This window comes from Streptococcus sp. WB01_FAA12 (assembly GCF_012843315.1).
Lineage (GTDB): Bacteria > Bacillota > Bacilli > Lactobacillales > Streptococcaceae > Streptococcus.
Genome location: NZ_JABAEX010000002.1, coordinates 43,520 through 64,126, shown reverse-complemented (window position 1 = coordinate 64,126; position 20,607 = coordinate 43,520). Strand labels below are relative to the sequence as shown.

The 20,607-nt window shown below is 42.9% G+C and carries 13 protein-coding genes; 4 read left to right on the top strand and 9 right to left on the bottom strand.

The features are described 5' to 3' along the window. Positions 1–141 precede the first annotated feature (141 nt). The 5 genes from HF881_RS04650 to HF881_RS04630 form a co-directional block, all read right to left on the bottom strand. Positions 142–915 carry an HAD hydrolase family protein gene (locus HF881_RS04650; RefSeq protein WP_169446652.1) on the bottom strand — a complete coding sequence of 258 codons (774 nt, stop codon included), beginning with the start codon at positions 913–915 and terminating at the stop codon, positions 142–144. Between the two features lie 4 nt (positions 916–919). After that, positions 920–1,777, bottom strand: a complete 858-nt coding sequence (locus HF881_RS04645; protein ID WP_169446651.1) for a bifunctional methylenetetrahydrofolate dehydrogenase/methenyltetrahydrofolate cyclohydrolase — start codon at positions 1,775–1,777, stop codon at positions 920–922. A 149-nt stretch (positions 1,778–1,926) separates the two neighbouring features. Then, entirely contained in the window at positions 1,927–2,247 is a 321-nt protein-coding gene (locus HF881_RS04640) for a TfoX/Sxy family protein (RefSeq protein WP_125398850.1), read from the bottom strand. Positions 2,248–2,280: 33 nt separating this feature from the next. Next, on the bottom strand, positions 2,281–3,015 hold the full coding sequence (locus HF881_RS04635) for an amino acid ABC transporter ATP-binding protein (protein ID WP_000140929.1): 735 nt from the start codon (positions 3,013–3,015) through the stop codon (positions 2,281–2,283). Then, positions 3,015–3,698 carry an amino acid ABC transporter permease gene (locus HF881_RS04630; protein ID WP_125398851.1) on the bottom strand — a complete coding sequence of 228 codons (684 nt, stop codon included), beginning with the start codon at positions 3,696–3,698 and terminating at the stop codon, positions 3,015–3,017. Before HF881_RS04630 ends, HF881_RS04635 begins: the two co-directional genes overlap by 1 nt. 190 nt (positions 3,699–3,888) lie before the next feature. Between HF881_RS04630 and HF881_RS04625 the strand changes: the two genes are divergently transcribed. The 4 genes from HF881_RS04625 (at position 3,889) to HF881_RS04610 (ending at position 7,557) form a co-directional block, all read left to right on the top strand. Next, on the top strand, positions 3,889–4,119 hold the full coding sequence (locus HF881_RS04625; RefSeq protein WP_000443579.1) for a DUF1797 family protein: 231 nt from the start codon (positions 3,889–3,891) through the stop codon (positions 4,117–4,119). A 238-nt stretch (positions 4,120–4,357) separates the two neighbouring features. Next, positions 4,358–6,616, top strand: coding sequence for an ATP-dependent Clp protease ATP-binding subunit (locus tag HF881_RS04620; RefSeq protein WP_169446650.1), 2,259 nt, complete (start codon positions 4,358–4,360; stop codon positions 6,614–6,616). 130 nt (positions 6,617–6,746) lie between these two features. Next, the gene (locus tag HF881_RS04615) at positions 6,747–7,199 is read left to right on the top strand and encodes an NUDIX hydrolase (RefSeq protein WP_169446649.1); all 453 of its coding nucleotides are present in this window, start codon (positions 6,747–6,749) and stop codon (positions 7,197–7,199) included. 58 nt (positions 7,200–7,257) lie between these two features. After that, positions 7,258–7,557 carry a DUF1827 family protein gene (locus tag HF881_RS04610; RefSeq protein WP_000767190.1) on the top strand — a complete coding sequence of 100 codons (300 nt, stop codon included), beginning with the start codon at positions 7,258–7,260 and terminating at the stop codon, positions 7,555–7,557. A 67-nt stretch (positions 7,558–7,624) separates the two neighbouring features. Here the strand turns inward: HF881_RS04610 and metK are convergent, their stop codons facing one another. From metK to HF881_RS04590, 4 genes are all read right to left on the bottom strand, one after another. Further along, positions 7,625–8,815 (bottom strand): methionine adenosyltransferase, encoded by a 1,191-nt coding sequence (gene metK / locus HF881_RS04605; RefSeq protein WP_169446648.1) that lies wholly within the window; start codon positions 8,813–8,815, stop codon positions 7,625–7,627. 343 nt (positions 8,816–9,158) lie between these two features. Continuing rightward, a complete protein-coding gene (locus HF881_RS04600) occupies positions 9,159–10,502 on the bottom strand; it encodes a DEAD/DEAH box helicase (RefSeq protein ID WP_169446709.1) in 1,344 nt (447 codons plus the stop codon). A gap of 274 nt (positions 10,503–10,776) precedes the next feature. Further along, the gene (locus HF881_RS04595; RefSeq protein WP_169446647.1) at positions 10,777–19,548 is read right to left on the bottom strand and encodes an SHIRT domain-containing protein; all 8,772 of its coding nucleotides are present in this window, start codon (positions 19,546–19,548) and stop codon (positions 10,777–10,779) included. A 196-nt stretch (positions 19,549–19,744) separates the two neighbouring features. Continuing rightward, positions 19,745–20,560 (bottom strand): endonuclease/exonuclease/phosphatase family protein, encoded by an 816-nt coding sequence (locus HF881_RS04590; protein WP_169446646.1) that lies wholly within the window; start codon positions 20,558–20,560, stop codon positions 19,745–19,747. Between the last annotated feature and the right edge of the window lie 47 nt (positions 20,561–20,607).

Genomic DNA, 20,607 nt, shown 5'->3' with positions numbered 1-20,607 from the left:
AATAGTTGCAATGAAAATAGCTTTCGGTTCTAGACTCTTTCTACTACAAATTGAATTCCATTAATATCTTTTTCAAACTTCAAATTTATAGTTTATAGACTGCATTACTCTACATAAAAAGAAGGCGAACCTCCTTCTACACTATTTTCCCTTAAATTCCGCAAAGGTCTGTAAGATTTTAGCTGCCACTGCTGGAGAAGGTTCTCCTTTTAGCTCAAACGTTTCATCCGCATATGAAGTAAGGCCAGCAAAATCTCCTATCTGAACTGAATAGAGAGAGGTTTTAAACAGTTCAATATCGTTTTGGTCATTTCCAAAAGCAATGAAATTCTCCCCACATAACTTTTCAACAGTTGTCGCCTTATGAGTATCCAAGGGATTAACATAAAGGCACTTTTCATGCGCATGATAAGACAGATGAGCCAGCTCCAGTCTTTCTAACTGACCAAGCAGGTCATCAAGCAAATCCTCATGGTCGCCCATATAAACGACTACCTTAATCGGAGTCCCCAAGTCCTCGAGTTTCTGATGACGAGCCACCTTTAGGGGGTCAACACTAGAAATAAATGGAATCTTCTCCACAATCTGACCACTATAATCAAAGCAATCATCTGCAAAGAAAGGGAGATTATAAGTCTGGCAATAATTCACTAGCGCCTGATAAACTCTAGCATCGAGATTTCTTTCATAGATGGCTTTCCCCAGATAATAGGCTACACCACCATTCAAACCTATGACCAAGCGCTGACTGAGTTCAGGGCCTAATAAGCCCAAGCAATCCCGATAAGAGCGGGCTGAGGCAAACACAACCTCATGCCCATAATCTTCAGCCTTTAAAAGAACCTGCTTAATCTCCTCATCTATGGTCATATAGTCAAAAGACAGCGTCCCATCCAGATCAAATACGAATTTCATTTTCCTAATCCTTGTTCAGTGTACGAAGCGCTGCTTCATAGGTTTGCTCCATTAGCATGGTAATGGTCATAGGGCCAACTCCACCAGGTACTGGCGTGATGTGGCTGGCAAGTGGTGCAACGGCATCGTAGTCAACATCTCCACAAAGCTTGCCATTTTCATCTCGGTTCATCCCTACATCAATGACAACTGCACCTGGTTTGACAAAGTCAGCAGTCACAAACTTGGCGCGACCGATAGCAACGACAAGAATATCCGCTTGCGATGCTACTTGAGCTAGATCTTTTGTACGGGAATGAGTTAGAGTAACAGTAGCATTCTTGTCCAAAAGAAGCTGAGCCATTGGTTTCCCAACGATATTCGAACGACCGATAACAACCGCATTTTTACCTTCTAGATCAATCCCATATTCATGAAACATCTCCATAATTCCTGCAGGTGTAGAAGGAATCATAACTGGATGACCAGACCAAAGACGCCCCATGTTTAGCGGATGGAAACCATCTACATCCTTTTCTGGGTCAATGGCTAATAAAACCGCCTCTTCATCGATATGTTTGGGTAATGGTAACTGAACCAAAATCCCATGCCAAGCTGAATCTTGATTGTATTTAGCAATCAAGTCCAACAATTCCGCTTGGGTAATGGTCTCTGGAACTCGCACAACTTCACTACGGAAGCCAGCAGCAAGAGCTGACCGTTCCTTGTTGCGAACGTAAACTTGACTGGCAGGATTGTCCCCCACCAAAATCACCACCAAGCCTGGAACTAGACCTGTTTCTTCTTTTAGTTTGGCAGTCTTTTCAGCCAACTGTCCTTGTAACTTAGCTGCAAGAGCCTTCCCATCAATAATCTGTGCCATTTTTCTTCTCTTTTCTATCAAATATCTTCTATTATATCAAAAAATACCTTGGCATTCTAACACTTCTTGACTAATAGACCTTATAGTTTGAAACTATAAGAAAAAGCTCTTATCAAGCTTTTAGTGCCTATTTATCTTAGGCAAGTCTATCATGCTTTCTTTTTGACCTTAGGAACAGGCAAAACTTCGTACATCTCCTTAATTAGTCTCTCTAGAAATAACTTGTCTTCAAGGTCTTCTAGTAAAATCATCTCCTTAGCTCCTTTATAAGGACGTTCAAGTCTTGTCTGGCCCAGTTGATCCATGATCACCTTCACAGGCTTCAATAACAAACGATTATCATAGATTCCCCCAATAATCTTCCCACGATAATAAAGGATATACTCTCCCATCATTGGACGATAACTCATCTCCTCTAGCTCCGAAAACTGATCGAGAATAAAGGCTAAATATTCCTTACTTGAAGCCATGATTTTCACTCCACTTCTTCTAAAAATGAGGTATTACAAAACCTTACTCAAAAATTCCTTGGTCCGTTGTTCTTTTGTTTGATCGAAAATCTCCTCTGGCCTTCCATCTTCGACAACAACTCCATCCGCCATAAAAATAACACGGTCTGCTACCTCACGCGCAAAGCCCATTTCATGAGTCACAATCACCATAGTCATCCCTGATTTAGCAAGGTCTTGCATCACAGCTAGAACTTCTCCAACCATCTCAGGGTCTAGGGCTGAAGTCGGCTCATCAAAAAGCAAAACATCTGGTTCCATAGCAAGTCCACGTGCAATGGCAATCCGTTGTTGCTGACCACCTGACAAACTCTGTGGATAGGCCGTCGCCTTATCTGGTAGGCCAACTTTTTCTAGCAGTTCTTGCGCTCTTTTCTCCGCTACTTCCTTGCTTTCCCCTTTGGTTTTGATTGGAGACAGGGTGATGTTTTCCATGACCGTCATATTTGGAAAAAGGTTGAATTGTTGGAATACCATGCCCATCTTTTCGCGCATCGCAAAAAGGTCATTCTTCTTATCCGTAATATCGACACCTTCAAAGATAACCTTTCCCTTACTTGCTTCCTCGAGAAGATTCATCGAACGAAGAAGGGTTGATTTCCCGCTACCTGACGGACCGATAATTACCACAACTTCCCCTCTTTTGATCTCAAGATCAATCCCTTTCAAGACTTCATTCTTCCCAAAAGACTTATGCAAGCCTTCGATTTTTATCAAGGTTTCTGTCATTATTTTTTGTCTCCTTGTCCAATGTAATTTTCAAATGCCTTCAAAGCCACTGTCAAAACAGAAGTTATAATCAAGTAATAAAAGGCTGCAAATAAGAGAGGCGTTAAAGGTAGATAGGTCGTCGTTGCTACCGTTGTAGCTCCATTCCAAAGTTCCATGACACCGATTGCTGACAAAAGCGAACTATCCTTGATAATGGTAATAAATTCATTTCCCAATGCTGGCAAAATATTCTTGATTGCCTGTGGCAAAATAACATAACGCATAGCATTTTTGGGACGAATACCCAAGGAATAAGCCGCCTCTAACTGCCCTTTAGGAACTGCATTGATCCCTGCACGAACAGTTTCAGACACATAGGCACCACTATTCATCGAGATAATCAGAATACCTGGAATTAAACGAGAAAGATCAACTCCTAAAATTCCCACTTGGATAGTCGGAGCGTTGATATGCATAAGGGCAAAGGCAATCATAATCTGAACCATCATCGGAGTTCCACGGAAAATCCATATATAGACATTTGCAAACCAAACAAGCGGTTTAAAGCGTGATCGCTGAGCAAAGGCCAATAAGACACCTAGAATGGTACCGAAAAAGACTACCAGAATTGAAATCACTACAGTGATAAGAGCACCATAATTAAAATAAGGTAAATACTTTGGTAAAAAGGAAAAATTCATATAAACTCAGCTTTCTAAATATCATATTGTATGATTATAACATGTATTGAATTAAAATTCAATCTTTTCCCACTGATTTTCACCAATAATTTTATGCAAAAGAGAAATAGCGAGAAATCTTAGTTTTTTCTAGTCAAGTCCCCGTGGTTTATGGTAAAATAGTAACGATAAGAAATGGAGGAGAATCATAATGGAATCACATTTGGTTAGAATCATCAACCGCCTAGAAGCTATGACAAAAGATGGCGGAAATCTAAAACGTAATTTTGAACGTGAAGGAGTTGTTGTTGCAGAAGTTGCTTACAGCTATGACGAAGAAAATGGATCACTCTTCACCCTTCGCGATGTTGAAGCACGTGAAACCTATACCTTTGATAGTATTGACTTGATTGCAATGGAGATCTACGAACTCCTTTACTAATAAAAAATCAGTAGGGAAAACCTGACTGATGAATGAGAATCCTTTTTGTCACCACAAATGGGATTTTTTCTTACCTTCAATGTCACTTGATTCTCCATGAATCCCTCTTTTAAAAACGACCACTTCCCAATCTTTTTACTTGCTTTACACCTTAATCATGCTATAATGAGAGTATAAAACTTTGACTATTTTTGACCTTTTTATTAAGCCAAGAATAAGAATGAAATGAGGTAGATGTATGCTCTGTCAAAACTGTAAAATTAACGACTCAACAATTCATCTGTATACCAATATCAATGGACAGCAAAAGCAAATTGATCTCTGTCAAAATTGCTATAAAATTATCAAAACGGATCCAAACAATACCCTCTTTAAAGGAATGACTGACCTAAACAATCGAGACTTTGATCCTTTTGGAGACTTTTTCAATGATTTGAATAATTTCAGGGCTTCTTCAAATAACGTTCCCCCAACTCAATCAGGTGGAGGATATGGGGGCGATGGGGGATACGGACCTCAAAACCGTGGTCCACTTCAAACACCTCCTAGCCAAGAAAGAGGACTCCTAGAGGAATATGGTATCAACGTAACTGAGATTGCCCGTCGTGGGGATATTGACCCTGTTATCGGTCGAGATGAGGAGATTATCCGTGTTATCGAAATCCTCAACCGTCGAACAAAAAACAATCCTGTCCTCATCGGAGAACCAGGTGTTGGTAAAACAGCCGTTGTTGAAGGTCTGGCTCAAAAAATTGTCGATGGTGATGTTCCCCATAAACTCCAAGGCAAGCAAGTTATCCGTTTGGATGTGGTCAGTCTAGTTCAAGGAACGGGTATCCGAGGCCAATTTGAAGAGCGTATGCAAAAACTCATGGAAGAGATACGCAAACGCGAGGATATCATTCTCTTTATCGATGAAATCCATGAAATTGTTGGTGCAGGGTCAGCAGGCGATGGCAATATGGATGCAGGAAATATCCTCAAACCTGCCCTTGCTCGTGGTGAGTTGCAATTGGTTGGCGCTACTACTCTTAATGAATACCGCATCATTGAAAAAGATGCTGCTTTGGAGCGCCGGATGCAGCCTGTCAAGGTAGATGAACCAACTGTCGAAGAAACCATTATCATCCTCAAAGGGGTTCAAAAGAAATACGAAGACTACCATCACGTCAAGTATACTGATGCTGCTATCGAGGCAGCTGCTAATCTGTCCAATCGTTACATTCAAGACCGCTTCTTACCTGACAAGGCTATTGACCTTTTAGACGAAGCTGGTTCTAAGATGAATCTGACTCTGAACTTTGTCGATCCCAAAGTGATTGATCAGCGTTTAATTGAAGCTGAGAATCTCAAGACTCAAGCTACACGAGAGGAAGACTTTGAAAAAGCTGCCTACTTCCGTGATCAGATTTCCAAGTACAAGGAAATGCAGAAAAACAAGGTGACCGATCAGGATACTCCTATCATTAGCGAGAAAACCATTGAACATATCATTGAGCAGAAAACTAATATCCCTGTTGGGGAACTAAAAGAAAAAGAACAATCTCAACTCATCCATCTGGCAGACGACCTCAAGGCCCATGTTATCGGACAAGACGAGGCTGTTGATAAGATTGCCAAAGCCATCCGTCGTAATCGTGTTGGACTTGGTACTCCCAACCGCCCAATCGGAAGTTTCCTCTTTGTCGGACCAACTGGTGTCGGTAAGACAGAACTTTCCAAACAACTAGCCATTGAACTCTTTGGCTCTGCTGACAGCATGATTCGTTTTGATATGAGTGAATACATGGAAAAACACAGTGTGGCTAAATTAGTCGGTGCCCCTCCAGGTTATGTCGGCTACGATGAAGCTGGTCAATTAACAGAAAAAGTTCGTCGCAATCCCTACTCTCTCATCCTTCTCGATGAAGTTGAAAAAGCCCACCCAGATGTCATGCACATGTTCCTCCAAGTCTTGGACGATGGTCGTTTGACTGATGGGCAAGGACGTACAGTTAGCTTTAAGGATGCTATCATTATCATGACCTCAAATGCGGGTACTGGTAAGGCCGAAGCCAGTGTTGGTTTTGGGGCAGCTCGTGAAGGTCGAACCAACTCTGTTCTCGGTGAACTCGGCAATTTCTTTAGCCCAGAATTTATGAACCGTTTTGACGGCATCATCGAGTTCAAAGCTCTCAGCAAGGACAACCTCCTCCAAATCGTCGAACTCATGCTAGCAGATGTTAACAAACGTCTTTCTAGCAACGACATCCACCTCGAAGTGACGGATAAAGTCAAAGAAAAATTAGTTGATCTAGGTTATGATCCAAAAATGGGGGCACGGCCACTCCGTCGTACCATTCAAGACCATATCGAGGACGCCATCACTGACTTCTACCTTGAAAATCCAAGTGAGAAAGCCCTCAAGGCAGTCATGACAAGCAATGGTAAGATTCAAATCAAATCTGCCAAAAAAACTGAAAAAATAGAAGAAATTGCTTCTGAAAAAGAAGAATAAAGCTATATAACAGGTGCAGGAAGTCTATCATTTTCTGCACCTTTTTTACTAAAATAACTGTAAATTCTTGACAGCTTGCCCCTCGTCCATTATGATAATAATAAAGATACTAGAGAATGAGGACAGTTCAATGGCAAACCCAACTTTTGGTGAAAAGAAAGAGAATATGACCTACCTGCCCCGCTACGGCGTTTACGCAGTTATTCCTGATCCAGAAAAAAAACAAATTGTCTTAGTTCAAGCTCCCAATGGTGCTTGGTTCTTGCCAGGTGGAGAGATTGAAGCAGGTGAAGACCATCAAGAAGCACTGAAGAGAGAACTAATCGAAGAACTTGGTTTTACAGCTGAAATCGGAAGCTATTTCGGACAAGCTGATGAGTATTTTTACTCTCGCCACCGTGACACCTACTACTACAACCCAGCTTATCTCTATGAAGCTACTTCTTTCCAAGAAGTACAAAAACCATTGGAAGATTTTAATCATATTGCTTGGTTTCCTATTGATGAGGCAATAGAAAAACTCAAACGTGGTAGCCACAAATGGGGAATTGAAGCTTGGAAAATCCAGTATGGAATTGACTAAAATACACGATTTTATCCAAAAAGTGCTATAATAGAGTTAGAAAATCGGAGGAACTATTATGAAGCTTATCAACACGACTAATTCACACTCGCAACTTGTTAAAAGCCAATTAGAAAGTACTGACGCGACCCTTGTTGAGGTCTATTCTGCTGGAAACACAGATGTGATTTTCACACAAGCTCCGCTTCACTATGAAATCCTCATTTCCAACAAACACCGCGCTATTCGTGAACCAGAAATCGAAACCATCCAAGACTTCTTCATGAAGCGCAAAATTGATAAAGATAAGATCGATGAAGCCAATATCAAGACCCTCTATTCAGACAAATTGATTGAAATTTCTATTCCTACAAAATAAGAAAGCCAGCCAAAAGCTGGTTTTCTTTTGCAAAAAAAGATTGGTAGTTTCTACCAATCTTTTAATTTTATTTCACAGCTTCTTTCAAAGCGTCTACCTTGTCCAAACGTTCCCATGGAAGGTCAATATCTGTACGCCCCATGTGTCCATAAGCCGCTGTTTGACGGTAAATTGGCCGTTTGAGGTCCAGCATTTGGATAATTCCTGCAGGGCGAAGGTCAAAGATTTGACGCGCTGCTTTTTCAAGCTTGCTTTCAGCTACTGTTCCTGTACCAAAAGTATCGATACGAACAGAAACAGGTTGCGCTACCCCGATAGCGTAGGCCAATTGCACTTCTGCCTTCTTAGCCAAACCTGCAGCAACGATATTCTTGGCAATGTAGCGAGCCGCATAAGAGGCTGAACGGTCCACTTTAGTCGCATCCTTACCAGAGAAGGCACCACCACCATGACGAGAGTAGCCACCATAGGTATCCACGATAATCTTACGACCAGTCAAGCCTGAGTCCCCTTGAGGTCCACCGATTACGAAGCGACCAGTTGGATTGATGAAGAATTTTGTCTGTTCATCCAAGTAAGAGGCTGGAATAACCTCTTTGATGACCTTGCTAATCACATCTTCGTGGATTTGTTCATTACTAACTTCTGGATCGTGCTGAGTTGAAATAACGACTGTATCCACGCGTACTGGACGGTCATTTTCATCATACTCAACTGTAACTTGTGATTTAGCATCTGGACGGAGATAGCTGATTTCACCAGACTTACGAAGTTCTGCCAAACGACGAACCAACTTGTGGCTAAGTGAGATTGGCAATGGCATGAGCTCTTCTGTTTCGTCCACTGCAAATCCAAACATAAGACCTTGATCTCCAGCTCCAATCAAATCAAGCGGATCTTGATCTGCATTTCCACGGACTTCCAAGGCTTCGTTAACACCTTGGGCGATATCCGGTGACTGCTCAACAAGCGATGGATGAACTCCAACTGTTTCCGCAGAAAAACCATATTCTGCATTCGTATAACCAATCTCTGCAATGGTATCACGAACTACACGGTTAATATCCACATAGGCATTTGTAGAAATTTCACCAAAAACGTGGACAGATCCAGTGTATACTGCTGTCTCAGCAGCAACGTGCGCTTCTGGATCCTCTGCTAAAATAGCATCCAAAATCGCATCTGAAATTTGGTCTGCAATCTTATCTGGATGCCCCTCAGATACAGATTCAGACGTGAATAATTTACGTTCTGACATAAAAATGTCCCCCCTTAAAAAATATTGTTATAGAGTTACAAAGTACTGATAGGAATTTCTATAGTCTAAGAGTTACGACGCGAAAGAAATAAAAACGATGTTTTTTTATTTCTGAAGCTAGTAAGGCGCATAGGGTGACCGCCTTATAGCGGTAACCGTAGAATGACGAGTGACTTTGGAGCCGTCATTCTTTGCGAGTTACAAAGTACTGATAGAAATTTCTACCATCTTATCGGGACTATATAACCTTATCATTATACCACTTTTTACTTTTTTTTGCAGTATTTTTGAAAATTCATAAAACGAAGTTAGAAAAAGGAGCCATTCGACTCCAATTTTATCCTTAAAATGTTTGGCGTTTGGCTTTACGCTCGGCACGCCCACGTGCGCGATTTTCAGCACGCTTGGTTTTGCGGCGTTTTTCATCCACCGCCCATTGAATCTTCTTCTTATAGCCTGGTTTGACTTTTTTCTTTTTCTTTTTGACCAAGCCAATCATTTCAATATCAAGCTTATCTTGCTTCTTTTCACGGTTGGCACGACGATCACGGTCATAGGTATCTTGAAACTCTCCGTCTTTGACCATCTTAGGAGTAAACTTGATTCCTAATTTCTCCAACTCACGGATATCCGAGTCATCGCTTGGCTGGTAAAGGGTAATAGCTATACCAGGCAGTCCGTTGCGTCCAGTTCGTCCAACTCGGTGAACAAAGAAGGACAAGTCTTGCGGAATGGCATCATTGATAACATGGCTGACACCTTCAATGTCAATTCCACGCGCTGCCAAGTCTGTTGCGACAATGTACTCAAAATCCAGATTTTTCACCTGGTTCATGATTCGCTTGCGCTCACGAGGAGCAATGTCTCCATGAATCTTTGCTACCTTCAATCCTTGAGTAGTCAAGTAGGCATGTAACTCATCAGCACGCGTCTTTGTGTTAACAAAGATCATGGCTAGATATGGTTGCATGGCTTGCGTCAACTCATAAATCTGAGCATTCTTATCTCGTCCCTTGGTCGAAATCAACCAGTTATCAATCGTATCTGAGATGACTGTCTTGGTCTTGATTTTCTCCATGACAGGATTTGACAAGTATTTTTTCAAGAACGGTTGTAATTTTTGTGGAATAGTTGCTGAAAAGACCATGAATTGCAAGTCTTTTGGAAGGCTCCCTGCAATCTTATCGACTGTCTCTAAGAATCCCATATCCAAGGTCATATCGGCTTCATCGACGACAAAGGTCTTAGCCTTGTGAATAGCCAAATCACCAGATTTGACCAAGTCATAGATGCGACCTGGCGTTCCGATAACGATATGTGGTTGGTTACTGGCAAGTTTTTCAATCTGACGCGCCTTATCCGTACCACCCACATAATTAACCACACGAACTTCGACATCTGAGTGAGCTGCAATCTGACGAGCTGCTTGGTAAATCTGAGTAGCTAACTCACGACTTGGAGCCGTAATCACTGCTTGCACACTATCGCTCTTTTCATCCAATTGCTGGAAAATGGGCAGCAAGAAAGTGTGGGTTTTTCCTGAACCTGTTTTTGATTCACCGACCAAATCTCGACCTGCCAAGACAATAGGAATTAACTTATCTTGAACCTCTGTTGGAGTTGTAAATTTCAACTCCTCCAAAGCCTTTTCTATATAGTTTTTAAACTGAAATTTCGTAAATGACATACTATCCTCGATTCTATTCATTTAACCATTATACCATATTTTGAACATTTTCAGTAGTCCGACTCATCTGACCTATCACAAGGCTCTCGATTTCTCTAAATACCTCTCTTATACTAAAAATCACACAGTTGCTTTCTATACAAAATGCAAAAAGAGAAGACCAAATTGGTCTTCTCTCAGCCTTAAAGCTTGCGATTCAGATAGATTTGTCAAACAGTCAAACAGTTGCTTAATAATCTTGTAAAAGTCGAAAGCTTCTAGATAAAATTAGTGATTAATCATCTTTCCGCTTGCGACCAAGAAGCAACGCTGCTAGACCTGCAAGAAGAGAGCTAGTCATTAGTCCAGTGAGTGAAAGCGGTGCAGTGCTACCCGTATTTGGCAATGTAGCTTGTTTTGCTTTTTCTCCTGCTGGACTTTGAGCTGGTGGATTCTCTTCAGGTTTTCTTGGTTGTTCTGATTGATGTCTATCTGCCTGATTATTATCAGTTCCCTGCTCTCCTCCTGGATTAACTGGTGGAACTGGATTTGGTTGAGGTGCTGGTTGTGGCGTTGGTGCCGGCTGTGGTTGTGGACTAGGATCTTGCTTAGCTTCAAAGACCCACTTACCGACGAAGGTTAGATTTGCCCCCTCTTCCACTTCTTGGTAACCTAAGAATGTCCATGTACCATTTGCAACAGCAACTTCTACAGGCATCGGTGCTTCTGGAACGAAAGCAATCGCTGCAGAAGAACTTGTAGTATATGTTCCACTTTGTGGAAGTAAGCTCAATACTTCTGCTGGAAGTTGCTTACCTGCCGTTGCGCTCTCGAAGCGATAAGTAGTTTGGTACTTGTTAGCTACAAATTCCCATTTACCGACGAAGGATACATTGGCCTTGTTGACGACTGCATTGTCTGCGTCGTAACCCTTGAAGGTCCAAGTGCCGTCGTTCACACTATCTGTGTAAGTGGTTTGCGCTGGTTGCTCAGCGGAAACAGAGGCACCATTCACATAAGTTGCACTGTCGCTTGGAAGCAGCGTTGCGATACCTGCTGGAAGTTGCTTACCTGCTGTTTCACTCTCGAAGCGGTAAGTAGCTTGGTACTTGTTGGCTTCAAAGGTCCAGTTACCGACGAAGGATACATTGGCCTTGTTGACAACAGCGCTAGCTGCGTCATAGCCTTTGAAGATCCAAGTGCCATCGTTCACACTATCTGTGTAGGTCGTTTGTGATGGTTGTTGAGCGGAAACAGAGTTACCATTCTCATAAGTTGCACTGTCGCTTGGGGTCAATGCTACGATGGCTGCTGGAAGCGCTTTATCCGCAGTTGCGCTCTCGAAGCGGTAAGTAGCTTGGTACTTGTTGGCTTCAAAGGTCCAGTTACCGACGAAGGATACATTAGCCTTGTTGACAACGGCGCTAGCTGCGTCATAGCCCTTGAAGGTCCAAGTGCCGTCATTCACGCTATCTGTGTATGTGATTTCCGCTGGTTGTTTAGCTGAAACAGTATTGCCATTCACATAAGTTGCACTGTCGCTTGGAGTCAATGCTGCAATGGCTGCTGGAAGTGCTTTCCCTGCTGTCGCACTTTCGAAGCGGTAACTTGCTTGGTACTTGTTGGCTTCAAAGGCCCAGTTACCTACAAACTCTACATCAGCCTTGTTGACAACGGCGCTAGCTGCGTCGTAACCCTTGAAGGTCCAAGTGCCGTCGTTCACAGTATCTGTGTAGGTCGCTTGCGCTGGTTGTTTAGCGGAAACAGTGTCACCATTCACATATCTTGCACTGTCGCTTGGGGTCACTGCTGCGATAGCTGCTGGAAGTTGCTTACCTGCTGTTGCACTTGCGAAACTGTAAGTAGCTTGGTACTTGTTAGCTTCAAAGGTCCACTTACCTATAAACTCTACATCAGCCTTGTTGACAACGGCGCTAGCTGCGTCGTAACCCTTGAAGGTCCATGTGCCATCGTTCACACTATCTGTGTAAGTGTTTTGAGATGGTTGTTTAGCCGAAACAGAGGCACCATTCACATATGTTGCACTGTCGCTTGGGGTCACTGCTGCGATAGCTGCTGGAAGTTGCTTACCTGCTGTTGCACTTGCGAAACTGTAAGTAGCTTGGTACTTGTTAGCTTCAAAGGTCCACTTACCTATAAACTCTACATCAGCCTTGTTGACAACGGTGCTAGCTGCGTCGTAACCCTTGAAGGTCCATGTGCCATCGTTCACACTATCTGTATAGGTCGCTTGCGCTGGTTGTTTAGCGGAAACAGAGTTACCATTCACATATGTTGCACTGTCGCTTGGAAGTAGTGTTGCAATGCCTGCTGGAAGAGCCTTACCTGCTGTGGCGCTCTCGAAGCGGTAAGTCGCTTGGTACTTGTTGGCTTCAAAGGTCCAGTTTCCTACAAACTCTACATTGGACTTGTTGACAACGGCGCTAGCTGCGTCGTAACCCTTGAAGGTCCATGTGCCATCGTTGACAGTATCTGTGTAGGTCGCTTGCGCTGGTTGTTGAGCGGAAACAGAGGCACCATTCACATATGTTGCACTGTCGCTTGGGGTCAATGCTGCGATAGCTGCTGGAAGTTGCTTACCTGCTGTTGTACTTGCGAAACTGTAAGTAGCTTGGTACTTCTTAGCTTCAAAGGTCCAGTTTCCTACAAACTCTACATCAGCCTTGTTCACGACTGCATTTTCTGCATTGTAGCCCTTGAAGGTCCATGTGCCGTCATTCACAGTATCTGTGTAAGTGGTTTGGGATGGTTGTTTAGCGGAAACAGAGGCACCATTCACATATGTTGCACTGTCGTTTGGAAGTAGCGTGACAATGCCTGCCGGAAGAGCTTTTCCTGATGTGGCGCTCTCGAAACGGTAAGTCGCTTGGTACTTGTTGGCTTCAAAGGTCCAGTTTCCTACAAACTCAACATTAGCCTTGTTGACAACGGCGCTAGCTGCGTCGTAACCCTTGAAGGTCCAGGTGCCGTCGTTCACAGTATCTGTGTAGGTCGTTTGAGATGGTTGTTGAGCTGAAACAGCGGCACCATTCACATAAGTTGCACTGTCGCTTGGAAGTAGTGTTGCAATGCCTGCTGGAAGAGCCTTACCTGCTGTGGCGCTCTCGAAGCGATAAGTCGCTTGGTACTTGTTGGCTTCAAAGGTCCAGTTTCCTACAAATTCAACATTAGCCTTGTTGACAACGGCGCTAGCTGCGTCATAACCCTTGAAGGTCCATGTGCCATCGTTCACAGTATCTGTGTATGTGGTTTGAGATGGTTGTTGAGCGGAAACAGAGGCACCATTCACATAAGTTGCACTGTCGCTTGGAAGTAGTGTGGCAATGCCTGCTGGAAGAGCTTTTCCTGCTGTTGCGCTCTCGAAGCGATAAGTAGCCTGGTACTTGTTAGCTTCAAAGGTCCATTTTCCTACAAACTCAACATTAGCTTTGTTGACTACAGCGCTAGCTGCGTCATAGCCCTTGAAGGTCCATGTGCCGTCGTTCACTCCGTCGGTGTAAGTGGTTTGGGATGGTTGTTGAGCGGAAACAGTGTCACCATTCACATACGAGTCACTGTCGCTTGGAAGTAGTGTTGCAATGCCTGACGGAAGAGCTTTTCCTGCTGTCTCACTCTCGAAGCGGTAAGTCGCTTGATACTTGTTGGCTTCAAAGGTCCATTTTCCTACAAACTCTACATTGGACTTGTTGACAACGGCGCTAGCTGCGGCGTAACCCTTGAAGGTCCATGTGCCGTCGTTCACACTATCTGTGTAAGTGGTTTGAGATGGTTGTTGAGCAGAAACAGAGTTACCATTCTCATATCTTGCACTGTCGCTTGGGGTCAATGCTGCGATAGCTGCTGGAAGTTGCTTACCTGCTGTCTCACTCTCGAAGCGATAAGTAGCTTGGTACTTGTTAGCTTCAAAGGTCCATTTTCCTACAAACTCAACATTAGCCTTGTTGACTACAGCGCTAGCTGCGTCATAACCCTTGAAGGTCCAAGTGCCGTCGTTCACTGTGTCTGTGTATGTGGTTTGAGATGGTTGTTGAGCGGAAACAGAGGCACCATTCACATAAGTTGCACTGTCGCTTGGAAGTAGCGTGGCAATGCCTGCTGGAAGAGCCTTACCTGCTGTGGCGCTCTCGAAGCGGTAACTTGCTTGATACTTGTTGGCTTCAAAGGTCCACTTACCTACAAATTCAACATTAGCCTTGTTGACAACGGCACTAGCTGCGTCATAACCCTTGAAGGTCCATGTGCCATCGTTCACACTATCTGTGTAAGTGGTTTGGGATGGTTGTTGAGCGGAAACAGAGGCACCATTCACATATGTTGCACTGTCGCTTGGAAGCAGCGTTGCCATACCTGCTGGAAGTTGCTTACCTGCTGTTGCACTTGCGAAACTGTAAGTCGCTTGATACTTGTTAGCTTCAAAGGTCCATTTTCCTACAAACTCTACATCAGCCTTGTTGACAACGGCGCTAGCTGCATCGTAGCCCTTGAAGGTCCATGTGCCATCGTTCACTCCGTCGGTGTAAGTGGTTTGAGATGGTTGTTGAGCGGAAACAGAGTCACCATTCACATATGTTGCACTGTCGCTTGGAAGTAGCGTTGCGATACCTGCTGGAAGTTGCTTACCTACTGTTGCACTTGCGAAACTGTAAGTAGCCTGGTACTTGTTAGCTTCAAAGGTCCATTTACCTACAAACTCTACATCTGCCTTGTTGACAACGGCGCTAGCTGCATCATAACCCTTGAAGGTCCAGGTGCCGTCATTCACACTATCTGTGTATGTGGTTTGAGATGGTTGTTTAGCCGAAACAGAGTTACCATTCACATATGTTGCACTGTCGCTTGGAAGTAGCGTTGCGATACCTGCTGGAAGTTGCTTACCTACTGTTGCACTTGCGAAACTGTAAGTAGCTTGGTACTTGTTGGCTTCAAAAGCCCATTTTCCTACAAACTCTACATCTGCCTTGTTGACAACGGCGCTAGCTGCGTCGTAACCCTTGAAGGTCCATGTGCCGTCGTTCACTGCGTCGGTGTAAGTGGTTTGAGATGGTTGTTGAGCTGAAACAGAGGCACCATTCACATACGAGTCACTATCGCTTGGGGTCAATGCTGCGATAGCTGCTGGAAGTTGCTTACCTGCTGTTGCACTTGCGAAACTGTAAGTAGCTTGATACTTGTTAGCTTCAAAGGCCCAGTTACCTACAAACTCAACATTGGACTTGTTGACAACGGCGCTAGCTGCATCATAACCCTTGAAGGTCCAGGTGCCATCGTTCACAGTATCTGTGTAGGTCGCTTGCGCTGGTTGTTGAGCGGAAACAGAGTCACCATTCACATATGTTGCACTGTCGCTTGGGGTCCAACCTGTGATTTCTGCTGGAAGAGCCTTACCTGCTGTTGCACTTGCGAAACTGTAAGTAGCTTGGTACTTGTTAGCTACAAATGACCACTTACCTGTGAAGGTCAGATCAGCCTTTCTCACAATCTTACTTTTGGCATCATAACCAGCGAAAGTCCAGTTACCATCATTCACATCATCTTTGTAAGTCTTTGTTGTCGGCTCTTCTGCAAAAACTCTCGTCCCATTGAAGTAAGTTGAGCCATCTTTTGGCGCTTTCTTCTGGATAAATTCAGGCAAATCAACACCAGCCGTTTCGCTTTCAAAAGTATAGCTTACATGATGTGGTCTAGGCGTTACTTCCCAGATACCTGTAAATGTCACGCGCTTGCCATTATAGGTCGCATTCTTCTGATCGTAACCTTTGAAGGTCCAGACATAGTCTTTTTCTTCTTCAACTACTGATTCTTCAGCAGGTTGTTTGGCTACAATGGTGTCACCAACCTTATAAGAAGCCTCATCATTTGGAAGCATTCCCAAAATACTTTGTGGTAATGGAACACCCGCTTTAGAAGATTTGAATACATATTCTGGGTTTGGAGTAGGTACCCAGCTTCCAAGGAAAGTTTGTCTGCCTTCTGCTACAACGATTTTTTCTTTATCGTATCCTGCAAACGTCCAAGTCACTTTATTCGCCGTATCAACATAAGTCGTTTCACTTGGTTGTTCAGCCAGAATTTCCTTAGGATATAACTTGTAATCATAAGGATTTTTCGGAGTCAACTTGGTGATATGATCTGGTAATACGAAATCAGGATTAGTTGATTGGAACTGATAGTCTATACCATTTGGCGTAAAGCTCCAAGATCCTGTGATGGTCTTCACTTTCGTACCTGCAATAGCTTTTCCGTATTTATCCGCATCAAAACCATGGAAAGTCCAAGTACCAGTTGGAACAGTTACTGTCGATGTGTCAAGTTTGCTTGCATCTTTGTAATCGTCAGCTCGTGCAACGAAATCAGTGCCAGCTGGAAGCATATCGCGAATCTTGTTTGGAAGAGGATAAGCAGGAGTCGAGTTAGTAAATTTATACTCCACTCTGTAGATTGTATCAGACTGATCAGTAGGAACCAAAATCCATCTTCCTCTAAAGATAACGTCTCCTGTCCCTACTGTTTTCACACGTGGAGAAATAGTCGTATTATCATCTTCATAGTAGTCATCAAATACCCAAGTTCCTCTGCCATCTGGATCCTCAATTCTTGTTTTAGACGGCATTTTAACGCGAGCTTTTTCACCCTTGACAAATTCTCTTTCATAAGTGATTAGATCAAACAAAGTTGATGGTGGATAGATCTCTTGACCAAAATCATCTTTTGAATCTGTATAGAAGTCATAATAAACACTACGCTTGATCGGTTCAAAGACCCAGTGGAGTGTGTAAGTAGAGTCCTCATCATCAGATGGTTTTTCTATCTTCTCAGGAGCAATAAACTTCCATGTACCATCATTATCATCATCTGTGTATGTATAGAAACTTTCAATGACATATCTAACATTATCAGAATAATCTTTCGGAGATGTCGTGATAGAAGCTGGAATTTGCGCCTTCAGATCATTCGGAATAGCCTTCCCTGGGGTATCACTGACAAAGTCAAAGGAAACAGTCTTATCTCTGTGTGGTGTGAAGGACCATTTACCTGTAAAGAGAACTTTATCTTGATTAACTACCTTGCTATTAGCGTCATAGCCATTAAATTTCCAAGTACCCTCGTTATCAAAGTCCATGTAGGTCGTCTCACGTGGATATTCCACATATACAGTATCGCCATTATCGTAAGTATTTGTATTACTTGGCGTCAAGGCCTTAACTGCAGCTGGTAGAGATCGACTAGGATCTGAGCTAACAAACTCATAGTTTTCTGAGTACTTATCCGCTACAAAAGTCCAAGTACCTGTAAACTTAAGGTTCCATCCTTTATGATCCCACTCACTTACTGGTTTTTCAGTAAAATCGTAGCCTGTAAAGGTCCAGGTACCCTTGTTAACTGCATCATAGTAGGACTCTTGAGTCGGTCTAACAGACTGAACCATCTCACCTTTCGGGTATTGCTTTCTCTTTGCATACTCCCATTCAGGCATATCTACCGGCTTCAGATTATTGATCTCAGCAGGTAGTGCTTTGCCAGCCGTTCCACTGACAAACTCATAAGTCGGTTTCCGAGGAACCCCTTTAAATACAAACTCCAATGGTATTGTAACTTTTGGTATTTCCCCATATGTAGCCGCCCGCTCTAGTTCACGACTGAAGGTTAAATCTACTACATCTTCCTCAAAGGTCCAATTTCCTTCATTTTCCGCATCATAAAAGGGTTTGTAGACACCTTGAACTTCATCGTAGCGAAGCAAGGCTGCTACCGTATCCAGTATATTTTTAGGTAAATACTCATCACGTTTATCAAACTGATTGAGAGAAAGCTTGTAATCGTATAGCTTACTTTCTAGATCTTTTATCTCCTTAGGAAGAGGTAATTTATATTCGTCACGTGAGGTCTTAGGACTACTTGGTAAATGATAAAAATTCTCAAAATCGTGCTGGTTCATAGGTTTGTAGGATACAGTGACATCCTCAAAGTATTTCCAAGTTCCTACGAACTCTACATCGCCATTGTTTGCCACTTTACTTGGAGCATCAAAGCCAGTCAAAGCCCAATAGCCTTTTCGGTTAGGATATTCTTCTGAAGTATAAAAAACATAGTGAAATTCTTGTGCTTTTACTACTTCACCCTCAGCAAATCTTCTTTTATCTTCTGGACTCCAATTTGCAACATAAGATGGCAAAGTTTTTCCAGGTGATCCATTAACCGCTCTATAGGTTGCCTTATATGGTGTCGGTGTAAATTCCCACTTACCTGTGAAGAAGACATCATCTTTGTCAATCACCTGGCTATCATAGTCATAGCCCTTAAAGGTCCATCTACCACTTCCATCATTCTCTACATAAGTTGTTTCAGTTGGCTGGATGGCCTTTACTTTATCGCCCTTTTTGTAGATTTTTGTGTCTTCTGGCTTTAGGTAGCTCAGTCCCCACAGAGCTGATTTTCCTGGTGTAGCACTTTCAAACTCATAAAGTGCTGTGTGAGGAGTCTTATCCTTGTCTGGGATGACTTTCGGATTTTTATCACGAAGACCTGAATTGACAAAAGTCACTAGATTGCGATAAATTTTATCAATTTCTTCTTGCTTTGTCGCAGTTTGAAGCACGCTATCAGCAGCTGTCATCACGCCATTCAAGATTTCTAGACTATCGTCTGTCTTACTTGAAAAGTCCTTGCTACGCAACTCTTTGAGGTAGTTCTCTAAAGTGCTCTTATTGAGACTAGCATTTGCTGGAGTTGCTTGGACAGTGCCTGTAGCTGGCTGAGCATTTCTAAAACCAGTAGATGCTATCGCTTCACTTGTCTCTGCTACGGTAGATTCCGAAGAGCTCAAAGAAACTTGGTTTTCTTTCTGAGGCTCTGTCGCGGAAGAGCCCACCGAGACCTGACTCTCTGCTTTATTCTCCACTTGTTCAGTAGCCGTAAGCTCATCCGCTTGAGCTACTTGAGCGGCTCCAATAGCCGCAGGTGCAAACAAAAATCCAATCGCAAGTGACACAGTAGCAACTGACAATTTGCGGATTGAATATTTTATCTTTCTATCCTGAAAAAACATTCCAGTCCTCCTTTTATTTCATAATTACCATTTTATCATAAACAGTTGATCTTATCGACTTTTTGAACCTTAATTTTTAAAAAATATATCTATTGATATTTTTTTCATAATATACAAATATACAAAAAATGTTCTTCCCCAAAATAGTAATTTTTGTAAAAAAATGAAAGGAAACATCTCCTTTCATTTTAAATATTTATTTCCAATTCAGAATTGCGTTCAAACCATAGTGGTCACTGACTTGCGGACTATTCTGACCATCAAAAACTACATGCAAGCTTTCTACTTCTAACTCTTTCGTTGTAAAGACATAGTCAATTCGAAGCGGTTCGGCATTGCCTTTCCAACCATCAATTTCTGGTGGAACGGTATAGCTGCCACTTCTCTCCTTAGCAACTTCAAAAGCATCTTGCAAATCTAGAGGACTAGCTAAAATCGCTTGGTAGCCTTCCTGACCAGCTGGGTTATTGAAATCACCTGCTAAAATCAGAGGTTTGTTCAAACCTTTCAGCACAGCCTCAAATCGAGCCCATTCTTCTTGGAAACCTTTATCCCACCAAGAGAGATGGACGCTTGCAAGAGCAAGCTCCTTCCCTTCAACTTCTGTCTCTGCCAAGGCGACACGGCGAGTATGGTAGTCCGTTGGGTCATCTACATCAGACACTAAAATTTCACGCGCCTTAATAGGCGTTTTAGATAAGATTGCTACACCTTCATGGTAGCGGTCATAGCCGATGTGATTGTAAGCCCAAGTCCAGTAGTAATTCTTCCCTTTCTCAGCCAACTTTTCAACCAGAAGTCGGACATAGTGGTCTTGATGAATGGGTTCTGCCGCTGGCAAAGCTTGATAAAGATGATCAACCTCCACTTCTGGAGAAATAATTTCTTGATTGATTTCTTGGAAGCAAATCAAATCATAGTCTTTTTCAAGAATATCCTGGAGTAAGAGCTGGAATTTTTCTTCTGCTTCCTTCTCCATCCAACTGTGGGTATTGAGTGTTAAAAATTTCATGCTTTTCTCCTAAAACAAGAGGTTGGAAAACAGCTTCCAACCTCAAG

Bases quoted from the DNA above. Each gene is read 5' to 3' on its own strand.
- HF881_RS04650 (WP_169446652.1), bottom strand. From the start codon at position 915: ATGAAATTCGTATTTGATCTGGATGGGACGCTGTCTTTTGACTATATG.
- HF881_RS04645 (WP_169446651.1), bottom strand. From the start codon at position 1,777: ATGGCACAGATTATTGATGGGAAGGCTCTTGCAGCTAAGTTACAAGGA.
- HF881_RS04640 (WP_125398850.1), bottom strand. From the start codon at position 2,247: ATGGCTTCAAGTAAGGAATATTTAGCCTTTATTCTCGATCAGTTTTCG.
- HF881_RS04635 (WP_000140929.1), bottom strand. From the start codon at position 3,015: ATGACAGAAACCTTGATAAAAATCGAAGGCTTGCATAAGTCTTTTGGG.
- HF881_RS04630 (WP_125398851.1), bottom strand. From the start codon at position 3,698: ATGAATTTTTCCTTTTTACCAAAGTATTTACCTTATTTTAATTATGGT.
- HF881_RS04625 (WP_000443579.1), top strand. From the start codon at position 3,889: ATGGAATCACATTTGGTTAGAATCATCAACCGCCTAGAAGCTATGACA.
- HF881_RS04620 (WP_169446650.1), top strand. From the start codon at position 4,358: ATGCTCTGTCAAAACTGTAAAATTAACGACTCAACAATTCATCTGTAT.
- HF881_RS04615 (WP_169446649.1), top strand. From the start codon at position 6,747: ATGGCAAACCCAACTTTTGGTGAAAAGAAAGAGAATATGACCTACCTG.
- HF881_RS04610 (WP_000767190.1), top strand. From the start codon at position 7,258: ATGAAGCTTATCAACACGACTAATTCACACTCGCAACTTGTTAAAAGC.
- metK (WP_169446648.1), bottom strand. From the start codon at position 8,815: ATGTCAGAACGTAAATTATTCACGTCTGAATCTGTATCTGAGGGGCAT.
- HF881_RS04600 (WP_169446709.1), bottom strand. From the start codon at position 10,502: ATGTCATTTACGAAATTTCAGTTTAAAAACTATATAGAAAAGGCTTTG.
- HF881_RS04595 (WP_169446647.1), bottom strand. From the start codon at position 19,548: ATGTTTTTTCAGGATAGAAAGATAAAATATTCAATCCGCAAATTGTCA.
- HF881_RS04590 (WP_169446646.1), bottom strand. From the start codon at position 20,560: ATGAAATTTTTAACACTCAATACCCACAGTTGGATGGAGAAGGAAGCA.